Source organism: Proteus sp. fly-1013 (assembly GCF_040140245.1).
In the GTDB taxonomy this organism is placed as follows: Bacteria; Pseudomonadota; Gammaproteobacteria; order Enterobacterales; family Enterobacteriaceae; genus Proteus; species Proteus mirabilis_B.
The window spans coordinates 220,471-237,684 of sequence record NZ_JBEEWD010000001.1; the positions used below are offsets into that span (position 1 = coordinate 220,471).

At 37.9% G+C, this 17,214-nt stretch carries 16 protein-coding genes and 1 other annotated feature; of the genes, 5 read left to right on the forward strand and 11 right to left on the reverse strand.

The window, feature by feature from the left end:
- Window positions 1-4: 4 nt before the first annotated feature.
- From hisH to hisG, 5 genes are read right to left on the reverse strand one after another with little or no spacing between them, the layout of a single operon-like run.
- Window positions 5-595 carry an imidazole glycerol phosphate synthase subunit HisH gene (gene hisH / locus ABN236_RS01010; protein ID WP_088493334.1) on the reverse strand — a complete coding sequence of 197 codons (591 nt, stop codon included), beginning with the start codon at window positions 593-595 and terminating at the stop codon, window positions 5-7.
- A complete protein-coding gene (gene hisB, locus ABN236_RS01015; RefSeq protein ID WP_088493333.1) occupies window positions 595-1,662 on the reverse strand; it encodes a bifunctional histidinol-phosphatase/imidazoleglycerol-phosphate dehydratase HisB in 1,068 nt (355 codons plus the stop codon). Before hisB ends, hisH begins: the two co-directional genes overlap by 1 nt.
- A gap of 49 nt (window positions 1,663-1,711) precedes the next feature.
- Entirely contained in the window at window positions 1,712-2,794 is a 1,083-nt protein-coding gene (gene hisC, locus ABN236_RS01020; RefSeq protein WP_349473411.1) for a histidinol-phosphate transaminase, read from the reverse strand.
- Window positions 2,794-4,113 carry a histidinol dehydrogenase gene (gene hisD, locus ABN236_RS01025; RefSeq protein ID WP_088493331.1) on the reverse strand — a complete coding sequence of 440 codons (1,320 nt, stop codon included), beginning with the start codon at window positions 4,111-4,113 and terminating at the stop codon, window positions 2,794-2,796. Before hisD ends, hisC begins: the two co-directional genes overlap by 1 nt.
- A 6-nt stretch (window positions 4,114-4,119) precedes the next feature.
- Complete coding sequence (hisG, locus tag ABN236_RS01030) at window positions 4,120-5,019, reverse strand: ATP phosphoribosyltransferase (protein WP_194952123.1); 900 nt, start codon at window positions 5,017-5,019, stop codon at window positions 4,120-4,122.
- Window positions 5,020-5,063: 44 nt separating this feature from the next.
- Window positions 5,064-5,193, reverse strand: a sequence feature (His leader region).
- Window positions 5,194-5,550: 357 nt separating this feature from the next.
- Here hisG and ABN236_RS01035 point away from each other — a divergent pair.
- A complete protein-coding gene (locus ABN236_RS01035) occupies window positions 5,551-6,372 on the forward strand; it encodes an SDR family oxidoreductase (RefSeq protein WP_088493329.1) in 822 nt (273 codons plus the stop codon).
- 1 nt (window position 6,373) lies between these two features.
- On the opposite strand, the gene ABN236_RS01040 is transcribed toward ABN236_RS01035, so the two are convergent.
- Window positions 6,374-6,994, reverse strand: coding sequence for a glutathione S-transferase family protein (locus ABN236_RS01040; protein WP_349473177.1), 621 nt, complete (start codon window positions 6,992-6,994; stop codon window positions 6,374-6,376).
- Between the two features lie 157 nt (window positions 6,995-7,151).
- Between ABN236_RS01040 and ABN236_RS01045 the strand changes: the two genes are divergently transcribed.
- Window positions 7,152-8,354, forward strand: a complete 1,203-nt coding sequence (locus tag ABN236_RS01045; RefSeq protein ID WP_194952125.1) for a serine hydrolase — start codon at window positions 7,152-7,154, stop codon at window positions 8,352-8,354.
- A 150-nt stretch (window positions 8,355-8,504) separates the two neighbouring features.
- On the opposite strand, the gene ABN236_RS01050 is transcribed toward ABN236_RS01045, so the two are convergent.
- The 4 genes from ABN236_RS01050 to ybjG form a co-directional block, all read right to left on the reverse strand.
- Complete coding sequence (locus ABN236_RS01050; RefSeq protein ID WP_349473178.1) at window positions 8,505-10,175, reverse strand: formate--tetrahydrofolate ligase; 1,671 nt, start codon at window positions 10,173-10,175, stop codon at window positions 8,505-8,507.
- A gap of 363 nt (window positions 10,176-10,538) precedes the next feature.
- Window positions 10,539-11,903: an L-serine ammonia-lyase gene (locus ABN236_RS01055; RefSeq protein WP_349473179.1), complete on the reverse strand. Its 1,365-nt coding sequence runs from the start codon at window positions 11,901-11,903 to the stop codon at window positions 10,539-10,541.
- A gap of 125 nt (window positions 11,904-12,028) precedes the next feature.
- Window positions 12,029-13,345 carry an HAAAP family serine/threonine permease gene (locus ABN236_RS01060; protein ID WP_349473180.1) on the reverse strand — a complete coding sequence of 439 codons (1,317 nt, stop codon included), beginning with the start codon at window positions 13,343-13,345 and terminating at the stop codon, window positions 12,029-12,031.
- A gap of 912 nt (window positions 13,346-14,257) precedes the next feature.
- A complete protein-coding gene (gene ybjG, locus ABN236_RS01065; RefSeq protein WP_194952129.1) occupies window positions 14,258-14,869 on the reverse strand; it encodes an undecaprenyl-diphosphate phosphatase in 612 nt (203 codons plus the stop codon).
- 239 nt (window positions 14,870-15,108) lie between these two features.
- On the opposite strand from ybjG, the gene ABN236_RS01070 reads away from it, so the two are divergent.
- A complete protein-coding gene (locus ABN236_RS01070; protein WP_088493322.1) occupies window positions 15,109-15,534 on the forward strand; it encodes a secondary thiamine-phosphate synthase enzyme YjbQ in 426 nt (141 codons plus the stop codon).
- A 253-nt stretch (window positions 15,535-15,787) separates the two neighbouring features.
- Here the strand turns inward: ABN236_RS01070 and ABN236_RS01075 are convergent, their stop codons facing one another.
- Window positions 15,788-16,051 carry a GrxA family glutaredoxin gene (locus ABN236_RS01075; RefSeq protein ID WP_088493321.1) on the reverse strand — a complete coding sequence of 88 codons (264 nt, stop codon included), beginning with the start codon at window positions 16,049-16,051 and terminating at the stop codon, window positions 15,788-15,790.
- A 171-nt stretch (window positions 16,052-16,222) separates the two neighbouring features.
- On the opposite strand from ABN236_RS01075, the gene ABN236_RS01080 reads away from it, so the two are divergent.
- Both ABN236_RS01080 and ABN236_RS01085 read left to right on the forward strand, forming a co-directional pair.
- Entirely contained in the window at window positions 16,223-16,525 is a 303-nt protein-coding gene (locus tag ABN236_RS01080) for a YbjC family protein (RefSeq protein ID WP_349473181.1), read from the forward strand.
- A 167-nt stretch (window positions 16,526-16,692) separates the two neighbouring features.
- Window positions 16,693-17,211 (forward strand): type III secretion system chaperone family protein, encoded by a 519-nt coding sequence (locus tag ABN236_RS01085; protein WP_088493319.1) that lies wholly within the window; start codon window positions 16,693-16,695, stop codon window positions 17,209-17,211.
- Window positions 17,212-17,214: the final 3 nt, after the last annotated feature.

A 17,214-nucleotide genomic window follows, 5' to 3' on the forward strand; every position in this document is an offset into this window, starting at 1 on the left:
TGGGTTACATCTCCAAAAAGTTCTTGATAAGTTGAGCACCTGCTTTCCCGGAACGCTCTGGGTGAAATTGCACACCATAAAAATTATCTTTTTGAATTGCGCTACTAAAACGCGAGCCGTATTCAGTTTCAGCAATCGTCGATTCATTGAGCGCTAAAGCGTAACTATGAACAAAATAGAACCAAGCATCATCACCAAGATCACGAAAAAGAGGATGTCCTGGTTTTGCTAATACTTGGTTCCAACCCATGTGAGGTAGTGGTAATCCTGCCGTATCAAGCTTATCTATGGTGCCATCAACTAAACCTAATAAAGGAATATCTTTGCCTTCTTCGCTTAGTGAAGCCAATATTTGCATGCCTAAACAAATACCTAAAACAGGTTGTGTTAATGCTTTAATTAAAGGAATTAGCTCACGTGCTTTGAGTTGTTCCATTGCTGCTCTAGCTGTTCCTACTCCGGGCAAAAAGAGCTTATCCGCAGATAACACAACGTTTTTTTCATAGGAAACAATGGGATCATAACCAAGTCGCTTAACGGCGTAAGCGACAGAGGCTAAATTGGCACAACCTGTATCAAGAATAACCACTTTCATCACAAAACACCTTTTGAGCTGGGTAAAGTATTGCCTTCGACACGAATGGCTTGGCGTAATGTACGACCAAAGACTTTAAATAAGCTTTCAGCTTTGTGGTGATCGTTTTTGCCTTTCGATTTCAGGTGCAATGTGCAACCCATCGTATAAGAGAGTGAACGGAAAAAGTGTTCAATCATCTCTGTACTTAAATCACCGACACGCTGGTATTTAAATTCGGCTTTGTATTCAAGGTGTGGACGGCCAGAAATATCTAACGCACAACTTGCAAGGCATTCATCCATTGGTAATGTAAAGCCGAAACGAGCAATACCTCGTTTATCGCCTAATGCTTCACGTAATGCTTCACCCAAAGCAAGACCGGTATCTTCCACCGTGTGGTGATCATCAATAACTAAGTCACCTTTAACATTGATGTTCATACGAAAGCCGCCGTGTGTGGCAATTTGATCAAGCATGTGATCAAAAAAACCGACACCTGTGCTGATCTGGCTATTGCCTTCACGATCAAGCCAAACATCGATCGCAATTTGTGTTTCTTTGGTTTTTCGCTCAACGTGGGCATAGCGATCTTTTTTCGTTAGTTGCTCTGTGATAATCGCCCAATTGAGCTTATCGGTATTATAAAGCAGGCCTTTGATACCCATATTTTCAGCTAACTGAATATCAGTTTGTCTATCACCAATGACATAGCTGTTATCTTTATCTAGTGCACCATCAACTAAATACTGGGTGACAAGCCCTGTTTCTGGTTTGCGACAAGGGCAGTTGTCTTCAGGTTTATGAGGACAAATTAACACATCATCAAATGAGATCCCTTGAGATGAGAAAACTTGCATCATTAAATTATGAGGCGGATCGAAATCTGCTTGAGGAAAACTTTCTGTGCCTAATCCGTCCTGATTTGTGATCATAATGAGTTTATAACCCGCTTTTTGCAGAGCAGTAAGTGCGGGGATCACGCCATTTTCAAAGGCTAGTTTATCAAGTCTATCAACTTGGTAATCTGTTGGTGGCTCAGTGATTAAAGTACCATCACGGTCAATAAAAAGAATTTTTTGGCTCATGGTTGAGATCCCTCAGTTGCGATTTTTTGTTGTTATCGTTTTTAATGTTTTATACGTTTGCAGTTTGAATATTTTTTATGGCATTAATCACGCTATCACATTCTTCTGCGGTACCGATAGAAATACGCAAACAGCCATTAAGCCCATATTGACGCTGTTGATCGCGTAAAATAATCCCTTGTTCCCATAATGTACGGAAAACTAGAGTCGCATCAGTGAATTTCACTAAAATATAGTTGGTTTCACTGTTATAAACCTGTTCAACATTAGGCAGTTTTTTTAACGAATCAGATAAAATGGCTCTGTTGCGAGAAATTTCTGCTACTCGTTTTTTCATTATCTCAATACCTGCTTCTGTTAACGCTTGCGCAGCAATATCTGCAACTGGTGTTGAAAGCGGGTACGGAGCGATCACTTTTAGTAATAATTCAATGACAGGTGGGTTGGCAAGCGTAAATCCACAACGAAGCCCTGCTAAAGCAAAAGCTTTCGATAAGGTTCGCAAAATAACCAAATTCGGATAATCTTCAAGCCATGAAGCAATTGATGCTTGTGGGCAAAATTCAATATAGGCTTCATCTACTGCAACAATGGCTTTATCTTTAGCCAACGCTAATACATCACGAATAAGCGAAGGATCAACAAGATTTCCTGTCGGGTTGTTAGGGCTGCACAGATAGATAAGTTTTACATTATCAAGCTGTGATGCGATGGCTTTGACATCTGGACTCCAATCAGCAAGTGCAGGAACAACACGCTGTTCTATACCGAAAGTTTCAGCACTAACGCTATACATTCCATATGTCGGTGGGCAATAAAGTACGGCGTCTTTACCCGGCTCGCAAAACGCACGAATAAGAAGCTCAATCGCCTCATCTGCGCCACGGCTCACTAAGACTTGATTAGTCTCTACACCGGCATATTTTGCGTAACGGTTAATGACGTTAACAGGTTGACATTCAGGGTAACGGTTTAAGTTTTTTTCATTAAAAGTAAAGTCAGGTGCGATAGGGTATTCATTGGCATTTAACCAAACAGAACCATTTCCTCCTAAGCGCCGAGCAGACTGATAAGGTGTTAATTCACGTACATTTTTTCTTGCAAGTGTATTGATATCAAATTCAGTTTTCATCACTCTTTTTTCCCCTGAGCTAAAGCGTTAACGCGAAGTGTGACAGCATTTTTGTGTGCAGTGAGTTGTTCTGCTTGCGCTAATATTTCAATGGTCTGTGCTAAATCAGATAAACCCTGTGCGGTGAGTTTCTGCACTGTCATACGTTTCATAAAATCAGCTAAGCCTAAGCTTGAGTAGGTTGCTGTATAGCCATAAGTCGGTAGAACGTGATTCGTACCAGAAGCATAATCCCCCGCAGATTCAGGCGACCAAGCACCAAGAAAAACAGAGCCAGCGCTGGTAATGCTATCAACACGGGTATCAGCATCATTGGTTTGAATAATTAAGTGTTCTGGACCATAGCTGTTACTAATTTCAATACACTGGTCGAGATCACGAGTAATAATGACTCGGCTTTCTGCAAGTGCTTGTTTCGCGATTTCAGCACGGCTTAATAGTGCCAGTTGTGTTTCAGTTTCAGCAATAACAGCTTTAGCAAGTGTTTCATCCGGTGTTAATAATACAACCTGTGAATCAGGGCCGTGTTCAGCTTGAGAAAGTAAGTCAGCAGCAATAAATGCAGGATTTGCGTCCGCATCAGCAATCACTAGTACTTCAGAGGGACCTGCTGGCATGTCAATTGCGGCACCTTGTAGCGATTGACTTGCTTGGCGTTTTGCTTCAGTCACATAAGCATTACCGGGTCCAAAAATTTTATCAACTTTAGGTATAGATTCAGTACCAAACGCCATAGCTGCAATTGCCTGCGCGCCACCGACTTGAAAGACTTCATCAATACCAATTTGTTGAGCAATATATAAAATTTCATCAGCAATAGGGGGCGGTGAGCAAAGAATCACTTTGCGACAGCCAGCAATACGGGCTGGAATACCTAACATCATTACCGTTGATAGTAATGGTGCCGAACCTCCGGGAATATAAAGGCCTACTGCATCAATGGGTCTGCTGACTTGCTGACAAAATACACCGGGCTGTGTTTCCACGTTGATAGTGTTAGGAATTTGCGCTTCATGAAAGCGACGAATATTATTCATCGCTTGTGCTATTGCCTGTTTTATTTTGCTATCAAGTCTTGATGAGGCTTCATCGATTTGCGATTTTGACACCAAAACACTTTCCGGCGCTGCCTTATCGAATTTTTGGCTAAGTGCTTTAAGCGCTTTATCCCCATCATTGCGTACCTGTGAAATGATGCTAGCAACTTGTTCTGTAATTGAACCTGATGCAGAAATAGCAGGGCGAGTTAATAGCACTTGTTGCTGTTCTTTAGTGCATTTATTCCAGTAAGTTAATGTATTAAAACCCGTTTTCATCATTTCACCTTATTCCATCATTTTTTCAATTGGTAAAACAAGAATTGAACTTGCACCTAATGCTTTAAGCTTTTCCATTGTTTCCCAGAATAGAGTCTCGCTACTTACCATGTGCATTGCGACGCGATTTTGGTCACCTGCCAGAGGTAAAATAGTCGGTCGTTCAGCTCCCGGAAGTAATGCAATTACATCTTCAAGGCAATCACTTGGCGCGTGTAACATAATATATTTTGATTCTCGAGCTTGAATAACACCTTGGATACGTGTCAGTAAGCGGTCGATAAGTGCTTGTTTATCGGCTTCCATTTCACCGTCACGTTGGATCAAGCATGCTTTTGAGCGATAAATCACTTCAACTTCTTTTAATCCATTCGCTTCTAATGTTGCGCCAGTAGAAACTAAGTCACAGATGGAGTCAGCAAGACCCGCACGAGGGGCGACTTCAACAGAGCCATTTAATAAACACGATTTAAATTTGATACCTTTTTGGTCTAAATAACGTTTGAGCAGGTTTGGATAGGAGGTTGCGATACGAGTATTATTTAAGCATTCCGCACCTTGATAATCGAAATCGACAGGTGTTGCGAGAGATAAACGACAGCCACCGAAATCAAGACGACGTAGCGTCAGATAACTTGGGTTTTCACCTTGAGAACGACGTTTTAATAACTCTTCTTCTAAAACGTTTTCACCGATGATCCCTAAATCAACAACGCCATCCATTACTAATCCCGGAATATCGTCATCTCTAACACGCAAAATATCGATTGGCATATTTTCAGCGTAAGCAATCAGGCGCTGTTGATTTAAGTTAATTTTGATGCCACAACGCGCTAAAAGGGCGCGAGACTCATCACTTAAACGTCCTGATTTTTGCATCGCAATTCTTAATCTTGCTTTATCTAACATAATATTACCCTATCATTGTCCATATTTTTGTGATGAAAATTAGCTATAAAAAAACCCCGGAAGTTGCCTTCCGGGGTTTTAGTTGTTATCTGCATTCAGACCACCGGAAGCGTTTCTTAAACGTCTTCCAGCACTCATCGCCTGAAAGACTAGTCAGGGTGATGGTGATGATGGTGGTTTAGTTGAATGCTATACATAATTATTTTCCTAGCTAATAACACTATTTGTTATTTAATAATGCCCGTTACTGTTAATCTGTATTTAGTAACCTGCATTTAGAATTTGTCTGCCTTTCAACCTACATGATTTACAAAGCAGAAAGCAACCTATTTTTTAATAATAATTTAATTATTTTGTAACCTTTTGTTTTTAATGTAATTTTAATATTTCTCTTATTTACTTAATGGGACAAGTAGGCGAGTATATAGGGATATGCTAAACGTTCACGAAATATAAGTAGTATTTATAAGTAATGGCGAAACGAAAATTTTATAGCATACTTTGACTAAGCCATTTAAGTAGGGGAGCAAAATGAAACGAATAACCATCGTAGGATTAGGTTGGTTAGGTTTACCACTTGCCGCTGCGTTGCGTGATGCAGGCTATCAAGTTAAAGGGACTAAAACCACCGAAGATGGCGTAGAAGCAGCAAGAATGAGTGGCGTTGACTGCTGTTTAGTGAATTTAACACCCGCAATTGAATGTGATAGAGATGATTTTGATTACTTAATGGAAACGGACGTCCTCATTATCACGTTACCGCCAAGTGCGGCTGGTGGCGGTTATGATTATGTTGAAGCCATTCAAACGCTGGTGGATAGCGCAATGTCTCGCCATGTTACGAGAGTCATTTACATTAGCTCTACTTCTGTATATGGCAATCAAACAGGTAATATCACGGAAGAAATGGATATTCGACCAGAAACACAATCAGCGAAAATGTTAGCAGAAGTTGAGAACTGGCTACATCGTTTACCATTAACCACGGTTGATATTCTTCGATTAGCTGGATTAGTCGGGCCGGGTCGTCATGCAGGACGTTTTTTATCAGGTAAAAAACAGGTCAAAGGCGCTCATCAATGCGTTAATTTAGTCCACCTGGATGATGTAATTTTTGCTGTCGAACAACTTCTTGCGCAGAATGAAGGTGGCCATTTATATAATTTATGTGCCCCAATTCATCCTAAAAAGAAAGATTTTTACTCAAGAGTGTCAAATCAACTCGAACTTATTCCGCCAGAATTTGCTGAGGAAGAGAAACCTTTAATACGAGAGATTGATGGTCAGGAGATCTGTCGAGATCTTGGATTTCATTACCATTATCCAGATCCCGACAAAATGCCAATGAATTAACTTAATTTACAGGCAGTAACACGATATCACGGAAAATAGGTCTTTCACTTAATTGTGCAAACCAACGCTCAATGTGAGGGAAGTCTGGTCTATCTTTGCAAACTTCTAGCCATGGATAGACCAATGGTGCGATCGCTATATCAGCAAGAGAGAATTCATCTCCTGCAAAATAAGTTGTTTTTGCAAGTTGGTCGTCAGCAATTTTAATTAATTTATTAAGCTTCTCTTTCAATGTGTTAACAATCTCAGGGTTTTGCTGCTCTTTAGGTGTGCGAACAATCATGATCATCATTTGTTGAATGGGCGCAAATAGGCTGCCATTTGACCAATCCATCCATTTTTCTACATTTGCTCGTTGTTTAGGATCAATGGGATAGAGTGTGTTATTTTCATATTTTGCACATAAATAACGAATAATGGTATTAGACTCCCATAAAGCAAAGTCATCATCTTGTAAGGTTGGAATTGAAGCGTTGGGATTCATAGTTAAATAATTTGCTTCATTGAGTCCACCAAAAGGGCCTCCAACATCGATTTGTTCATAAGGAACATTTAATTCCTTTAAGCACCAAAGAACTTTTTTAACGTTAGATGAGTTTTTTCTACCCCAGACTTTTAACATAAAGGTCTCCTAAACCACGATAAGTAATAAAATTTCCCTCTATAGGGCGCTAAATATGAATATAAGATAAATCTCTATATATCAATGTTGGCGTCTTATTCCAGAAAGCCATATAGTAGGAAAGCTTTAACAAATTGATATAAAAGGGTGATCGGTAATGAAAAAAAATATTCCATCTGTTCTGGGTAAGGTTACCGCGGGAATGGGTTTACTGCTAATTATTTCTAGTCCTTCATTTGCGGTAAATAATCCGGTACCTCCTCAAATAGAGGCAAAATCTTATGTATTAATGGATTACAACAGCGGAAAAATTCTGGCATCAGAAAAACTTGATGAGCGTTTAGATCCCGCCAGTCTTACAAAAATCATGAGTAGCTATGTTGTTGGACAAGCTATCAAAGAAGGTCGTATGTCACCTGACGATATGGTTATTGTTGGGCGTAATGCATGGGCAACGGGAAATCCGGTATTGAAGGGATCATCATTGATGTTCTTGAAACCGGGTGATCAGGTCAAAGTGATTGATTTAAATCGCGGTATGGTTATTCAATCTGGTAATGATGCCAGTATTGCATTAGCAGAACATGTTGCGGGCAGTCAAGAAACCTTCGTTGATTTAATGAATTCCTATGCTAAGAATCTCGGTTTAAAAAACACACACTTTAAAACCGTTCATGGGTTAGATTCTGATGGACAATATACCACTGCACAAGATATGGCATTACTTACGGCTGCCATGATCCGCGATGTACCTTCAGAGTATGAAATTCATAAAGAAAAAGAATTTACCTTCAACAATATTCGTCAGCCAAACCGCAACCGTTTATTGTGGAATAAAAATATGAATGTCGATGGTGTGAAAACAGGTCACACCAATGGAGCAGGATACAATCTTGTTTCTTCGGCAACTGAAGGTGATATGCGCTTAATTGCTGTTGTTTTAGGAACACCATCAGATAAAGTGCGTTTTGCTGAAAGTGAAAAATTATTAGGTTGGGGTTTCCGCTTTTTTGAAACGGTAACACCAGTAAAAGCAGGTACACCACTGACAACTCAAAAAGTGTGGTACGGCGATAAAGGTGAAGTGGCGTTAGGGGTTGCTAATGATGCCTCAATTACTATTCCTAAAGGTGAATTGAAAAACCTGAAAGCCTCTTTTACTTTAACCAATCCTGTATTAGAAGCGCCGTTAACTCAAAATCAGGTTGTGGGTACAGTTAACTTTTTATTAAATGATGAAGTGATTGAACAGCGCCCATTGGTTGTAAAAGAAGCGGTTGAAGAAGGTGGGATCTTTAGTCGTATCTGGGATTTTGTTGTTAAAACAGTATCTGGTTGGTTTAATGCTATTTTTGGTTAATACACTAATAATGGTTCTATCAAAGCGTTACTGAGTTTTTCACCCAAAAAGAAAGACTAGCTATTATTTTTATAGAGAAAATCCGTAATTATTTAATGATTACGGATTTTTTATATTCAATAAAGTAAGGGAATATCTCTAGTTTAGAACTTAAATAAGCCCATCGATTTTACCTTGATTATCAACATTCACTGCGATAGCGGCAGGGGTTTTCGGTAATCCAGGCATTGTTGTGATAGAACCCGTTAAAGCGACAACAAAACCAGCACCCGCAGAAACATATACTTCACGCACGTTGATTGTAAAATCAGTAGGGCGGCCTAATAAGGTGGGATCATCGGAGAGTGAATATTGAGTTTTTGCCATACAGACAGGGAAATGAGCAAAACCCATACTTTCTATCTTTTCCAACATTTTGCGAGCATGTTGGCTGTAGGTCACACCATTTGCTCCATAGATCTCTTTTGCGACAGTATTAATTTTTTCACTAAGTGAGGCATTATCAGGATAAATTAATTGAAATTGGCTCTGTTCATTTTCAAGTGTATCAATCACTTGATTCGCTAATTCAATACCGCCTTCGCCTCCTTTCTCCCACACTTTGGTAATTGCAAATCGGCAATCTCTATCTTGGCAAAATTGTTCGATAAACTGGTGCTCTGCAATACTATCAGTGACATAAGCATTAAGAGAAACAATCACCGGTAAGCCATATTTTTTAAGGTTTTCAATGTGCTTTTCAAGATTTACAATCCCTTTTTCAAGGGCAACTAAATCTTCATTGTTCCATTCACCTTTGCCTAAACCACCGTTATATTTTAGCGCTTTAGTGGTTACAACAATGACAGCACAATCTGGGCGTAATCCACTGATCCGACATTTTATATCAAAGAATTTCTCAGCACCTAAGTCAGCACCAAAACCGGCTTCTGTCACGGTAATATCTGCAAGTTGAAGTGCCAATTTTGTTGCTCTTACACTATTGCATCCATGAGCAATATTAGCGAAAGGGCCTCCATGAATAATGGCTGGCGTATTTTCGAGTGTTTGTACTAAATTAGGATTAATTGCATCTTTTAATAAACTTGCCATTGCTCCAACAGCTTGCAGATCGCTAGCTGTAATAGGATCACCATTATAAGAATAGGCAACAATGATACGAGAAAGTCGCTGTTTTAAATCATCAATATCCATTGCCAAACAAAGGATAGACATAATTTCAGAAGCAACAGTAATAACAAAGTTATCTTCTCTTGTAATACCGTCTTTTTCGCCACCTAATCCCACAACAATATTACGTAAAGCGCGATCGTTCATATCCATACAACGTTTAAACACGATTTTTTTAGGATCGATATTTAAAGGATTACCCTGATAAATTGAATTATCAAGCATGGCTGCAAGCAAGTTATTGGCAGAAGTAATAGCATGAAAATCGCCAGTAAAATGAAGATTGAGATCTTCCATTGGAACGACTTGCGAATAACCACCACCTGTGGCTCCACCTTTAATACCAAAGCAAGGGCCTAAAGAGGGTTCTCGCAATGCAATAATGGCATTTTTTCCAAGATGATTAAGTGCTTGCCCTAATCCAACAGTGACCGTTGTTTTACCTTCACCAGCAGGTGTTGGATTAATTGCTGTAACTAAAACTAACTTTCCGGGCTTTTTTGTCGCAATTTTTGACCAAATGCTGTGGCTAAATTTGGCTTTGTATTTGCCATAAAACTCGATATCGTCTTGATCAATATTTAAATTTTTAGCAATGTCCTGAATAGGTAAGAGGTGTGCTTCTTGGGAGATTTGAATATCTGATTTCATTTTAGTTCTCTTTTTATCCCGCTTATGATGTCTCTAGTGATCTTTACTTATCAACTTTAGACAATAATCTAAATATCGCCAATAGATTGATTAATTTATAGTTATTTACTTTAGATAACATGTTCATCGTCACGCCATTTAAATAATTTTTGTTGTTAGCTCCTACTTTTTCTTTAAATTATCACTATTGAGTGATGCTTTGCTCTTTTGAAAAACGTATTTTAACTAAGGATGATAATTTAATCTCATACAAAAAAGATGATATTAAAAAAAGAAGGGCATTGAGATTGATGTTAATAAATAAAAAAGGCGCTGATATCAGCGCCTTATCTATCATAAATATCTGTATTGAGACTCTCTGGTTTAGTCACAAGAAATTTTAATGGCTAATCCGCCTTGAGAGGTTTCACGATATTTAGCGTTAATGTCTTTACCTGTTTCGTACATTGTTTCAATGACTTTATCTAAACAAATACGAGGATCACTGACACGACGTAAAGCCATACGAGATGAGTTTACGGCCTGTACGGCTGCGATAGCATTACGTTCAATACAAGGAACTTGTACTTGTCCTGCCACAGGGTCGCAGGTAAGTCCTAAGTTATGCTCCATCGCAATTTCTGCCGCAATACAAACTTGTTCTGGGCTACCGCCTAAAAGTTCAGTTAATGCGCCAGCTGCCATTGAACAAGCAACACCGACCTCGCCTTGGCAACCCACTTCAGCACCCGAGATAGATGCATTCATTTTGTAAAGTGAACCAATAACACCAGCAACTAAGAAAAAGCGAGTGTAAGAGTTTTCATTTACAGGACGAATAAATTTATCATAGTAAGACAATACGGCTGGAATAATGCCACAGGCACCGTTTGTTGGTGCTGTTACAACACGTCCACCAGCCGCATTTTCTTCATTTACGGCAAGGGCAAACATGTTAATCCAATCAACAACTGTCATTGGATCGGTTGTGGTTTTATCTTCGGTTACTAACATACGGCGTAATGCAGAGGCACGGCGAGGTACACGTAAAGGCCCCGGTAATAAGCCTTCAGTATTTACACCGCGCTCAATACCTGACTTCATCACTTCCCAAACAGCCGCAAAATGAGCTGAAATCTCTTCTTTACTGCGTAATGCTAATTCGTTTTGCATCACTAATGCAGATAAAGAAAGCCCAGTTCCTTTGCAATGGCGACGTAAATCAGCCGCATATTGATAAGGATAAGGAACTTGAACCGCATTTTCTTCAGGTTGACCAAAATGCTCTTCATCAACAATAAAACCGCCACCAATTGAATAATAGGTTTTCTTCAATAAAACCTGTTCACCGTTATAAGCGGTAATGGTCATGCCATTTTCATGGAGAGGTAGATTGGTTTTATGAAAATTCATACCGCCTTCAACCGGAAAATCGACTTCTTTTATGCCATTTGCCAGCATTAAGCGACCGGTTGTTTCTACTTGTTTGATAAACGGGGCGATAGAATCAATATCGACAGTATCAGGTAAATTTCCTGCGAGTCCCATAATAATAGCAATATCAGTTGCGTGACCTTTACCTGTTAAAGATAAAGAGCCATAAACATCAACGATAACGCGGGAAACAGAAGAAAGGAGATTTTTTTCAGCAAGTAAATCAACAAATTCTTTACCTGCTTTCATTGGACCTACAGTGTGTGAGCTAGAAGGACCGATACCAATTTTAAAAATATCAAAGACGCTAACCATAATATTCGCCTCCCTAATTAATTTAAAGGCGCAACTGTGTGATTATTAGAGTGTTAAGTGTCAGTTTTGAAACCTAAAGCTGCAGTGGCTACTTCCGGTTAAGAAAGTAGCCACGAGATGTCTTATTAGCTCATGAAAGAGTTAGCTAAGCTATAGAAAACAGCTGAGATTGCGATAAGACCCATAATTACAACAAATACGTTGCTGATATGGCCTTCATATTTCTTCATCGCTGGTACTTTACGGATTGCATACATTGGCATCAGGAACAGTAACATTGCGATAACTGGGCCACCTAATGTTTCAATCATACCTAAAATGCTTGGGTTTAATGTTGCAACAATCCAAGTTGTAACCAGCATAAACAGTGCAGTGATTTTGTTTAAACGATCTTTCTCGATTGTTTTACCTTTTTCACGCAGTGATTTGATGATTAAACCGTTGAAACCTTCACGAGCACCTAAGTAGTGACCTAAGAAAGATTTAGTAATTGCAACGAAAGCAATAAATGGAGCGATATAAGCGATAACAGGTGCTTCAAAATGGTTAGCAAGGTAAGACAGGATACTGATGTTCTGTGCTTTTGCTTCAGCTAAGTTTTCTGGTGTTAAGCTAAATACACAGCTAAACACGAAGAACATTACAGTGATAACCATCATGATGTGTGCATAAGCTAAAATGCGTGAACATTTTTTCTCAGCGTTTTCGCCGTATTCTTCACGTTTTGCAACAGCAAACGCAGAGATGATTGGAGAGTGGTTAAAAGAGAACACCATTACAGGGATAGCTAACCATAAGGTTACTAATAGGCCTTGACCCATGCCTGATGTTGTTGCGTGATCAAAAGAGAGAGTATCAAGAATCGCACCATTCCACTCAGGGATAAGATACAGAGCTAAGACCATTAGAACTGCAACAAATGGGAATACTAATACGCTCATTGCTTTAACGATAGCTTGTTCACCAAAGCGAATAATCGACATGATACCGACAATCAGTATCAGCGATAAAATTGCGCGAGGTGGTGCAGCCATGTGCATTTGGTTCACAATAAAGCTTTCTACTGTATTGGTGATAGCAACACTATAAACCAATAGAATAGGATAAATTGCGAAGAAATAGAGCAGGGTGATTAATTTACCTGCTGTTTTACCAAAGTGTTCTTCAACAACTTCAGTGATATCTTCACCTGGGTTTTTACCTGATAACACAAAGCGGCACATACCACGGTGTGCAAAGAAGGTCATTGGAAATGCAAGTACTAACATGATCAACAGAGGAATTAAACCACCAATCCCTGCGTTGATAGGTAAAAATAGGACGCCAGCACCGATAGCTGTACCGTATAAACCTAACATCCATACTGTATCTGACTTACGCCATGCTTTGTAATCACCTTGGGTGTTACCCGACGCGATAGAACCAACTTTGGTTGTATCCATAATACTCTCCGAAATAACGCGGTAAAAAAAATAATGAATAAAAAATAAGAGCGTGATTGTATTTCTTTTTAGAAATAATCACGGCATAAATTTAATTATGAATAAATGAGTGCATTGAGTACCTGGTGTTATCTCAATATCTTCAATTACCACAGATAAAAATCTTTAAATTTCAAAAGAATTAAGCTCTTTCAAAATTTGAAAAAATATTCAATAAGTTTATATCCAGACTTAAGAGGTGCAGAATATAGTGTTTTTCAGGATAAACTACCGTGATCACCATCTCAAATGCTAAATATAACTGAAAAACCTGAAAATGTAACATTTTTTATATTTTGTGTTTTTAGAGGGGGTTTTTAAAACATTTTGAAATAACTTTCCAGTTTTAAAGTAAGTATAAAATAAAGCTAAATACTTAAATGTTCATATGTTAATGATTATTTTTAGGTGTTTTTATTATTTAGAAAATAAATGATTAAAATCAATTAGGTTATTTTTGTTTACAATTAAAACATTGTGTTAACCGTGTATCTTGTTGAAATAAAACAATAAATAAATTTCTTTAATTAATGTTTAAAACTAGACAAAAGAATATAGAAACGATGCAATATGATTATTTATTAATGAATTTCTTTTGTTTTATGAAATGAATATAGCTATATTTCTTTTATAAGTAGAATATTGTTTATAAATACGACAGTGAATTTGTTAATAAATGAGTTTGGTAGGTTGTTATATAACGAATATAAAAGTTTTATTTTGATTAAAATAACAACATATTTATTTTTGGACAAATAATATAATAATAGAGAATATTTTTATTTATATATTAATATATTGAAGGGCAATGTTACTTAAGCTAAATATAAAAAAAGACCACAATAAATGTGGTCTTTTTTGGTATTAGAAAGGTTAGGCCTTTGTCCAACCTTTACGAATAGGATAGGCAAAACAGAGCTGATAGAGCCTTTGTACCCATTTTTGGAGTATATCGCCACCTTTAGACCAGAAGATCTGGCAAAGGCCACAAGAAAGTAGAGCAACGATAAAGGCACCAATCATATCGATTGGCCAATGCACGCCAAGATAGATACGCGCCCAAGCAATCGCAAGTCCTAAACCAAGCATAATATAGCCAATACGTTTGCTGTTATGCCAAAAGAGATAAGCTAAAGCAATGGTGAAAACAAACGTACCATGGTTACTTGGGAATGAAGGTGTCGCATCATGGTCGAGAAAGTTGTAGCCAATGTTAGCTGCAAAAGGGCGTTCATGAGGCGCAATTGCTCCAATCATCCAAGAGATAGAAAGTGCAATACCTAAAGAGACGGCAGCTTTGCACACTAATGTTCTTTGCTGACTAAGATGTTTTTCATTACCCCATAACCAATAGAACACTAAAGATAACGGAAAAAGATAGACAAGGTACTTAGCAATAATTATCGCCGTACCGATTTCTAAAGGAGATGCCGCAGGTGTTGCATTCATCATTGAAAATACGGCTAAATTGAATTGTTCCAGCAAAGTAGGCTCCATACATGTCGTACTGATAAGCGATGTTTATGATACATAATACGCAAGTTTTTAAGGGTAAATGAGTGAGTAATAGGGGTAAAGTGTTTTTTTCTTATTTAATTGTGCTTTTTTTAAAAGATTTGTCAGTTTCATATCAAACTGAGCTAAAGCACTCTTAAAAAGAGTATTGCGCTTATGTTATTGCTCTCACATCGTTCTTTTTCTTATCTTCAACGAGGTATAACTTTATGTGGTTCCAGAAAAATATTGTCCTTAATGAAAGGCCAAGAGGATTTCACTTAATTACACAAGCATTGATTCAAGAATTACCAGAGCTAAGACAATATAAAATCGGAATTGCTCATTTTTTTATTCAACATACATCGGCATCATTAACGATTAATGAAAATGCGGACCCGACAGTTCGAAGTGATTTTGAAAGCTTCTTTAATCAAAGCGTAAAAGAAGATGAAGATTACTATCTTCACACCTATGAAGGCAGCGATGATATGCCAGCGCATATTAAAAGTAGCTTACTTGGACAAAGTGTTACTGTTCCTATTAGTCAAGGTGAGTTGAATTTAGGGATTTGGCAGGGAATTTATCTTGGTGAACATCGAAATCATGGCGGTAGTCGTCGTATTATCGTGACCTTGCAAGGTGAGTGTTACTAAATTTCAGGCAATAAAAAACCCGACAGTTATTTCACCAAAAGGGTTGAAACTATCGGGCTCCTCAATATTTGGGGACATCAAAGAAAAGCAGTGGCACTAATTCAGACTCCGAGTTAGAAAGAAAGTTCGCTGACTAATGAAAATAAATAGAATTTTTTTTAAAAAAGAAAGGAAAGATAAAGAAAATATGAGGGATAAAAAAAGAGAAAGCGCTAAAACATATTGATAAATAAACTGTTTTAGCGCTTTTGAATTAGTTGTAGATGCCTAAGTTTTCTTTAGCATAAGCTTCAAAATCTGTGCAACCACCAATGTGTTTTTCATCAATAAAAATTTGTGGCACAGTTTCAACTTCTTTTCCGACAGTTTTAGATAAATCAGCTTTTGTAATTCCTTCAGCTTGAATATCTACATAGCGGAAATCGAAATCGTCTCGTTTTTCAGATAAAGTTTCAGCCAGTTGTTTCGCACGAACACAATATGGGCAACCTGGGCGACCAAAAATGACAACAAACATACGACACTCCTTATTGAGGAAATAAAATTCAGGCATAATAGTTTCTATTGGTTGTTACTATGCCCTTTTATTAGGCTAAACAAAAACAGTTATTGCCTTTTAGTGTGATAAATTATACCAATTTGCCGAATAATGAGATAGGACTGTGACACAGCATTTAGCGGAGAAATAATGGAAAAGCCTTCAAATCGAGATATGAAATCACTGTCGGATATGCCAAAACCCATTATCATCATTGAGATAATCGGTATTATTTTATTAGTGGTTGCTTATCTTTATATCAATCAATATATGACCTCTCCGCAGTGGCTAGGAACATATACAGGACAATTAACGCTAGTTATTTTGGGCGTTATCTGCATGATCCCGCCTGCTATCCATATTGTATGGCGTGCTATTTATCGATTAACTTTTTTAGGGATTGATCATAAATCCACAAAGAGTAAAAAGAAAAACGAGAATAACGAAGAATAGTTGACTGTTTTTTCTCAAAAATGCATTAGAAACTAAGAAAAACCAATATGTAAATTGGCTTAATTTTCTTAGTTTTTCTATTTATTAGTGCCTTCAAGATAGAAAAAGTGGCAAAATAGCATCAATGCCAACAGGCACTCTTTTTTTTGCGCGTAAAGGTTATTTGAATGAACGCTGTTGTGACTACCGATCTGGATCAGCTAAAGTCTTGGCTTGATGAACTACAGATTGCTTACTATGAATGTGACTCTTGTCAGGCGTTACATTTACCGCATCTTCAATATATCAGTGGTATTTTTGATGCCAAAATTGATATTCTTGAAGACGTACTTGTATTTACCGCTATCGCTGAGCTAAAGCCGTCAGCAATAGTGCCATTAATGGCAAATCTAAGCCAAATTAATGCAAGCTCTTTATTTATTAAAACATTTCTAGAAATTAGTGATGAGAACTTACCAAAATTAGTTTTCTGCCAATCATTCCCGGTTGCAGCTGGTATTTCACTGAATCAATTCGACCTGTTCTTACAAAAAGCAGAAGAGCAATCTGCTGAAGTCGTTAGCGAAATTTTTAATAACGGTTTCTTGTATGGTGAAAAACAAGAAAGTGAAAATGAAGAAGAAGATGAAGACGAAGATGTTGAGATAAATAGCGCATCAACCGACTCCTCCTATACTGTACATTAATAT

What these genes read in the sequence shown, in the direction of transcription:
- ABN236_RS01075 (WP_088493321.1), bottom strand. Translation starts at nt 16,051, where the DNA reads ATGTTTGTTGTCATTTTTGGTCGCCCAGGTTGCCCATATTGTGTTCGT.
- hisH (WP_088493334.1), bottom strand. Translation starts at nt 595, where the DNA reads ATGAAAGTGGTTATTCTTGATACAGGTTGTGCCAATTTAGCCTCTGTC.
- ABN236_RS01050 (WP_349473178.1), bottom strand. Translation starts at nt 10,175, where the DNA reads ATGAAATCAGATATTCAAATCTCCCAAGAAGCACACCTCTTACCTATT.
- ABN236_RS01055 (WP_349473179.1), bottom strand. Translation starts at nt 11,903, where the DNA reads ATGGTTAGCGTCTTTGATATTTTTAAAATTGGTATCGGTCCTTCTAGC.
- hisB (WP_088493333.1), bottom strand. Translation starts at nt 1,662, where the DNA reads ATGAGCCAAAAAATTCTTTTTATTGACCGTGATGGTACTTTAATCACT.
- ABN236_RS01070 (WP_088493322.1), top strand. Translation starts at nt 15,109, where the DNA reads ATGTGGTTCCAGAAAAATATTGTCCTTAATGAAAGGCCAAGAGGATTT.
- hisG (WP_194952123.1), bottom strand. Translation starts at nt 5,019, where the DNA reads ATGTTAGATAAAGCAAGATTAAGAATTGCGATGCAAAAATCAGGACGT.
- ABN236_RS01080 (WP_349473181.1), top strand. Translation starts at nt 16,223, where the DNA reads ATGGAAAAGCCTTCAAATCGAGATATGAAATCACTGTCGGATATGCCA.
- ABN236_RS01040 (WP_349473177.1), bottom strand. Translation starts at nt 6,994, where the DNA reads ATGTTAAAAGTCTGGGGTAGAAAAAACTCATCTAACGTTAAAAAAGTT.
- ABN236_RS01035 (WP_088493329.1), top strand. Translation starts at nt 5,551, where the DNA reads ATGAAACGAATAACCATCGTAGGATTAGGTTGGTTAGGTTTACCACTT.
- hisC (WP_349473411.1), bottom strand. Translation starts at nt 2,794, where the DNA reads ATGAAAACTGAATTTGATATCAATACACTTGCAAGAAAAAATGTACGT.
- ABN236_RS01060 (WP_349473180.1), bottom strand. Translation starts at nt 13,345, where the DNA reads ATGGATACAACCAAAGTTGGTTCTATCGCGTCGGGTAACACCCAAGGT.
- hisD (WP_088493331.1), bottom strand. Translation starts at nt 4,113, where the DNA reads ATGATGAAAACGGGTTTTAATACATTAACTTACTGGAATAAATGCACT.
- ABN236_RS01045 (WP_194952125.1), top strand. Translation starts at nt 7,152, where the DNA reads ATGAAAAAAAATATTCCATCTGTTCTGGGTAAGGTTACCGCGGGAATG.
- ABN236_RS01085 (WP_088493319.1), top strand. Translation starts at nt 16,693, where the DNA reads ATGAACGCTGTTGTGACTACCGATCTGGATCAGCTAAAGTCTTGGCTT.